This window comes from Halorubrum sp. SS7, from assembly GCF_005435055.1.
In the GTDB taxonomy this organism is placed as follows: Archaea; Halobacteriota; Halobacteria; order Halobacteriales; family Haloferacaceae; genus Halorubrum; species Halorubrum salinarum.
Genome location: NZ_SGXV01000413.1, coordinates 1 through 360 on the forward strand (window position 1 = coordinate 1; position 360 = coordinate 360).

At 60.6% G+C, this 360-nt stretch carries 1 protein-coding gene; it reads right to left on the reverse strand.

The window, feature by feature from the left end:
- The coding region (locus EXE44_RS21245) for a hypothetical protein (RefSeq protein WP_206750412.1) at positions 1 to 201 on the reverse strand (201 nt) is incomplete at its 3' end.
- Positions 202 to 360 lie beyond the last annotated feature (159 nt).

Consider the following 360-nt stretch of genomic DNA (forward strand, 5'->3'; position numbering starts at 1 on the left):
TAGTCGGCGCGGCGCCGACCGGTTGCGCTCTTTCACCGGAAACACGGTGTCCGGAGTCGGAGTCCGGGCGTCACCACATGAGGAAGGGGAGACCACATTTCCGGTGAAACGCCCGGTGTCGCCCAGCGAGCTGTCGCCCGTCTGGCTTGGCGAGCTGTACTCTGGAGTAAGTAATAAATCCTGTTGTTTTAGTTCGGTCACAAATGACAGCCACCGCCGCACGGACGCTACCCGAAGCCCACCACACCCCCATTTCACCGGAAACACGGTGTGTCTCTCCGATCGAAAACCGAATCCGAACCGCCTGTCGACCTATCGTTCGAGGGAGTCGCGTACCTCGTACCGAACGCCGTCTTCGCG